Annotated in this window: 3 protein-coding genes; all 3 read left to right on the forward strand. The window is 61.5% G+C overall.

The genetic code is table 11. From position 1 onward, the window contains the following. Positions 1–132: 132 nt before the first annotated feature. The 3 genes from QMX84_RS25875 (at position 133) to QMX84_RS25885 (ending at position 3,778) form a co-directional block, all read left to right on the forward strand. Positions 133–1,581 carry an NAD-dependent succinate-semialdehyde dehydrogenase gene (locus QMX84_RS25875; RefSeq protein ID WP_088500359.1) on the forward strand — a complete coding sequence of 483 codons (1,449 nt, stop codon included), beginning with the start codon at positions 133–135 and terminating at the stop codon, positions 1,579–1,581. A gap of 69 nt (positions 1,582–1,650) precedes the next feature. Beyond that, positions 1,651–2,619 carry a PDR/VanB family oxidoreductase gene (locus QMX84_RS25880; protein WP_153335861.1) on the forward strand — a complete coding sequence of 323 codons (969 nt, stop codon included), beginning with the start codon at positions 1,651–1,653 and terminating at the stop codon, positions 2,617–2,619. 85 nt (positions 2,620–2,704) lie between these two features. Next, positions 2,705–3,778 carry a PAS domain S-box protein gene (locus QMX84_RS25885; RefSeq protein ID WP_123751010.1) on the forward strand — a complete coding sequence of 358 codons (1,074 nt, stop codon included), beginning with the start codon at positions 2,705–2,707 and terminating at the stop codon, positions 3,776–3,778. The last annotated feature ends 79 nt before the right edge of the window (positions 3,779–3,857 follow it).

Genomic DNA, 3,857 nt, shown 5'->3' on the forward strand with positions numbered 1-3,857 from the left:
GCGCAGCGGCATGAGCGAACACGCCAGCGCGCACTTCCACAACCTGATCGCCGTGGCCCACCTGGACGACTGATCTGCCGGGCGCCGCAGCCACGCTGCGGCGCCCTGGCCCTATTTAGAGGAGTGTCCTGCGTGCAGCTCAAAGACCCCCAATTGTTTCGTCAACAGGCGTTTATTGATGGCGCCTGGGCAGATGCCGACAGCCGTCAAACGGTCGACGTGACCAACCCGGCTCAAGGCCAGCTGTTGGGCAATGTGCCGTTGATGGGCGGCGCCGAAGCGATCCGCGCCATTCAGGCCGCCGATGCAGCCTTGCCAGCCTGGCGTGAACGCACGGCCAAAGACCGCGCGCAGATCCTGCGGCGCTGGTTTGAACTGATCCTGCAACACGAAGACGATCTGGCCCGGATCATGACCCTGGAACAGGGCAAGCCACTGCACGAAGCGGTGGGTGAAATCCGTTACGCGGCCTCGTTTATCGAGTGGTTTGCCGAGGAAGGCAAACGCGTTTATGGCGACGTGATCCCTTCGCCGTCCAGCGACAAACGCCTGATTGTGGTCAAGCAAGGCATCGGCGTGTGCGCGGCGATCACGCCGTGGAACTTCCCCGCTGCGATGATCACCCGCAAGGTCGCGCCTGCGCTGGCGGCCGGGTGCACTATCGTGGTCAAACCGGCCAACGAAACGCCGTTTTCGGCGCTGGCCCTGGCGGAACTGGCGCAGCGGGCAGGCATCCCGGCAGGCGTGTTGAACATCGTCACCGGCGACGCCCCGGCCATTGGCGCGCAACTCACCGGCCACCCGCTGGTGCGAAAATTCAGCTTCACCGGCTCGACCCCTATCGGCCGTTTGCTGATGAGCCAGTGCGCCGAAACCATCAAAAAAGTCTCGCTGGAACTGGGCGGCAACGCGCCGTTTATCGTGTTTGCCGACGCCGACATTGATGCCGCCGTCGAAGGCGCCATCGCGGCCAAATACCGCAACGCGGGCCAGACCTGCGTCTGCGTTAACCGCTTCTACGTGCACGACGCGGTGTACGACCAGTTCGCCAGTAAGTTCGCCGCCAAAGTGGCCGAACTGAAGGTCGGCCATGGCAACGCGGCAGACACCCAGATCGGCCCGCTGATCACCGTTAAAGCGGTGGACAAAGTCCGCGCCCTGATCGACGACGCCGTCAGCAAAGGCGCGACCTTGCTGCTGGGCGGCCAGGTGCATGCGCTGGGTGAGCAGTTTTTCGAACCGACCGTGCTGGGCGATATCAAGAAAGGCATGTTGCTGCTGGACGAAGAAATCTTCGGCCCGGTTGCGCCGCTGGTGCGCTTCCACTCCGACGCTGAAGTGCTGGCCCTGGCCAACGACACGCTGTACGGCCTTGCGGCGTACTTCTACAGCCGCGACATCGGCCACGTGTGGCACATCGCTGAGCAACTGGAATACGGCATGGTCGGCATCAACACCGGGTTGATCTCCAACGAAGTGGCGCCGTTTGGCGGGGTCAAGCAATCCGGCCTGGGGCGCGAAGGTTCCAAGTACGGGATCGACGATTACCTGCAACTGAAATACCTGTGCCTGGCGGTCTGAGTCGTTAGCACCGGGTTTTAAATCAGGCGGCACGCGAGTGCCGCCCTTTACCGCAGTAGAGGTTTTGCGATGGCCAACTCTTATCAAATGCTTGCCGCCCGTGTGATCGGTGTAGAGCAGGTAACGCCGCTGATCAAACGTTTTACCCTGGTACGCCAGGACGGCCAGCCGCTGCCCGACTTCACCGGCGGTAGCCACATCATCGTGCAGATGAAAGACGCCGACGGCCGTCAGCACAGCAACGCCTATTCGTTGATGAGCGACCCGCGCCAGACCGCCAGCTACCAGATTGGCGTGCGTCTTGAGGAGCAATCCAAAGGCGGCTCGGCGTTTATGCACCAACAGGTCGAGGTCGGCACCGAGCTGATGATTTCGACCCCCAACAACCTGTTCGCCATCGACCCGAAGGCGGGCAAACACATCCTCATCGCGGGCGGGATCGGCATCACCCCGTTCCTCTCGCAAGTGCACGAACTGCGTGACGCGGGCGCCGATTACCAACTGCACTACGCCTTCCGCAGCCCGGAACACGGCGCGTTTCACGACGAACTCAGCGCGGGCCCGCATGCCGAGCGCACGCGCACCTACGCCGACAGCCTGGGCCAATCGCTGAATCTGGCCGAGCTGATGGGCGACCTGGACAGCGACGCGCACGTGTATGTGTGCGGCCCTAAACCGCTGATCGACGCCGTGATCGCCACCGGCAAAAAACTGGGCCTGGCTGACGAACGCGTGCATTGGGAGCAGTTCGCCGCTGCGCCGATCACGGGCGGTGCGTTCACCCTGGTGCTGGCCAAATCCGGTCAGGAACTGCGCGTTGAAGAAGGCATGAGCATCCTAAAGGCCATCGAAAAAGCCAATGTCGACGTCGAATGCCTGTGCCGCGAAGGCGTGTGCGGCACCTGCGAGACGCGCATCCTTGAAGGGCAAGCCGAGCACAACGACCAATACCTGAGCGACGACGAAAAAGCCGCCCAGCAAACCATGATGATTTGTGTGTCGCGGGCCCGTGGCGAACGCCTGGTACTGGACTTATAAGCCTCCCTTCCGTGATCGGGTCGAGGGCCGCAGGCGTGTGTGTATAATCGCAGCGCCCTGCGCCTCACGTGATCACGGATATGTCATGACCGAAGATAGCTTTGCCTTTCGTCTGAAGGAGCTGCTCGAACACCACAAAATGACCCTGCAAGCGGTCGGTACGGCCTTGGGCATTTCCCGCACGGCGGTGCACAAGTGGACCCGTGGTGGCGAAATCGACTACAGCAATTTGCGCAAACTGGCGGACCTGCTCAAGGTCAACTGGGTGTGGCTGCGCTATGGCGAACAGGCGGTGCAAGACCTTCAGGGCACCACGTCGGTTGAACTGCCGATGACCGATGTGCGGCGCAAGTACATCGCCGACATCATGGAAAGCGAAGCGCGCATGACCCTGGCCCAGGAAAACGCCGGGATCGTGACCTGGGAATGGAACCTCATCACCGACGAGGTGTTCTATTCGGCCAACGTCGAGCGGGTCTATGGCTGGCAGGTCAACCGCAACGAAGACTTCTGGCCGCACGTGCTGCCCGAAGACGAAGTGGTGATGAACGAGCTGTACCGCGAATGCTTCGCCAACAACACCCCGTACGAATACGACTTCCGCATCTTCCGCCCGGATGGCGAGATGCGCTGGATCTCATCGCGGGCCATGCCGCTGAACGACAGCGCCGGGCGCCCGGTAAAAATGATCGGCATCAGCATGGACAACACCGCCCGCAAAACCGCCGAGCAATCGCTGCGCAAAAGCGAAGAAGCCTTTCGGGCGTTGTTTGAACTGGCGTGCGGCGCCATGGCTTACGTCGACCTCGATGGCCGCTGGCGGCGAGTTAACGACAGCTTGTGCCAATTGTTGGGTTACAGCGAACAAGAGCTGCGGGCGCTGACCTTTCAGGCCATCACCCACCCCGACGACCTGCAAATCAACCTTGAGCAGTTGCAGCGCCTGCTGGATGGCGAAATCAGCAACTACGACCTCGAAAAACGCCTGCTGTGCAAAGACGGCCATTACATCTGGGCCCACGTACGCACCTCATTGCAGCGCAACTCCCAGGACGACAGCCCCGAGCACTTGATCAGCGTGATCGACGACATCACCCAGGAACGCGCCGAACGCCAAGCGCTGCTGGACCGCATTGCTGAGCTTGAAAACAATACATAACCCGTGGGAGCGGGCTTGCTCGCGATTGGACCGACAAGGTTTTACTGATAGACCGAGTGGCCGGCATCGCGAGCAAGCC

It is taken from the genome of Pseudomonas sp. PS01297, assembly GCF_029959305.1.
Lineage (GTDB): Bacteria > Pseudomonadota > Gammaproteobacteria > Pseudomonadales > Pseudomonadaceae > Aquipseudomonas > Aquipseudomonas helleri.